Source organism: Peribacillus sp. P4_D6 (assembly GCF_056401795.1).
This window is the reverse complement of record NZ_JBFUIQ010000294.1, coordinates 1-1947: the sequence shown is the minus strand read 5'-3', so window position 1 is coordinate 1947 and position 1947 is coordinate 1. Positions and strand designations below refer to the sequence as shown.

Annotated in this window: 2 protein-coding genes; one reads left to right on the top strand and one right to left on the bottom strand. The window is 40.3% G+C overall.

Features of this window, described 5'->3' with window-relative positions:
* A partial coding sequence (locus AC1DVB_RS26900) for an MFS transporter (RefSeq protein WP_477591879.1) occupies window positions 1-765 on the bottom strand: 765 nt, incomplete at its 3' end.
* A 217-nt stretch (window positions 766-982) separates the two neighbouring features.
* On the opposite strand from AC1DVB_RS26900, the gene AC1DVB_RS26895 reads away from it, so the two are divergent.
* Window positions 983-1947, top strand: a 965-nt coding sequence (locus AC1DVB_RS26895) for an ABC transporter transmembrane domain-containing protein (RefSeq protein WP_477591877.1), incomplete at its 3' end; no start/stop codon positions are given.

The window sequence follows — 1947 nt, the reverse complement described above, 5'->3', positions numbered from 1 at the left end:
AATGTACCCCCACCATTCCTCACCCAGTTGCAGGTTCTGTTCTACATATATATAGATAACGGCAGCCACCCACACGCTTGAAGCTAGAGTGGTTATGAAATCAATGGAAATGAGGGTACGGATAGTTGGGATTTGATGAATCGCAACCCATCCGGATTTAATCGAATCCCAGTTTGAAGGAGCAACAGGGTCCGTCGCTTGTTCAGGGACTTTGATTCTCCCTGTATAGATCGTTGAAACGGCATAAAGCATGACCGTAAGCCAAATGATGAAACTGCTGTTGGTACTTATCAATAAGACGGAACCTAGTGGCCATCCTGCTACAAAGATGGTCTGGGTGATCACATTCAAGAAGCCATTCGCTTTCATCCGCTCTTCTTTTGGAACTAATTGAGGAACCAAAGCTGCGCTAACCGGGGCAGCGACTCCGTCCAAAAATGAAATCAAAGCAATGAAGAAAATGACGGCAACAGAAAAACCATGATCGAAACTTATTATAAAGATTCCTAGGCAAACGAGTAAGAGCGTTTTCCACCATTGAGATTGAACGATGATTCTTTTTAAAGGAAACCTGTCGATGATGAGGGGGGCAAGTAAACTGCTGATGAACCGAAAAATCGTTGTAATGAACGGGAGCAAACTCAAATAGAAGGCAGACCCCGTCAAATTATATAATAGTGAAATCAACCCGACTACATAAAAAATATCCCCAAGATTTGCAAATGCCTGACCAATCCAAAGGCATCGAAACGATGTGTTTTTCATGAATACCATCCTTTACGAAAATAAAGTTCATGGATATTTAGAATGGTTATTTTTTTACACTGGATTCACTCCTTAGATTCAATAGATTGCATGAGCCGGGTTGGCTTTTTTTATAAATGATTTTACCATAATATGAACGTGGGCGTTCTGAAATGCTTGCTCAATATGGAATATGGAATTATACTCCTTAATATATGTAAAAAAGGAGAAAAATTTGATGATTCGACGTTTTGCTTCATATTACCTGCCGCATAAGCGGTTATTCATTATTGATTTCTTCAGTGCAGTGGTCGTGGCTGTACTTGAACTTGCATTTCCGCTAGCTGTTCAGTGGTTTATTGATACACTGCTGCCTGGCGACGATTGGTCTGCCATAGTTTCGGTAAGTGCCGGTTTGTTCCTGCTTTATATCATTAGTACCTTCTTACAGTTCATAGTAGGGTACTGGGGTCACAAATTGGGTATAAATATCGAGACTGATATGCGTGAGGAATTATTCGAGCATGTGCAGAAACAATCTTTTCGTTTTTTTGATAACACGAAAACCGGCCATATCATGAGCCGCATAACCAATGATCTGTTCGATATTGGTGAACTTGCTCACCATGGTCCCGAAGATTTATTCATTGCCTTCATGACTTTTATAGGTGCATTTTGGATTATGTTGACAATCAATGTGAAACTGGCACTCGTATCGGTTTGTATTTTACCGTTTCTCGTGTTATTGATTGTCATAAGTAATTTAAAGATGAATAAAGCTTGGAAGAAAATGTATACAGAGGTTGCGGATGTAAATGCCCGTGTGGAAGATAGCGTCTCAGGAGTGAGGGTTGTACAATCCTTTACGAATGAAACATATGAAATGAAAAGATTTGCTACTAATAATCGCAGATTCCGTAAAGCGAAACTACTAGGTTATAAGGTTATGTCATTTAGTTTATCAGGCATTTACATGATGACGAGGTTTAYGACCCTTGCCGTGTTGGTGATTGGAGCTTGGCTAACTTTTCATGGGCAGCTCTCTTATGGGGAACTGGTTGCATTCGTCTTATATGTTAACGTATTATTTAAGCCGATTGACAAAATCAGTGCGTTGATGGAACTCTATCCAAAAGGGATGGCCGGCTTTAAGCGTTTTACGGAACTACTGGATGTCGCGCCTGATGTAGAGGATAAAAAGGA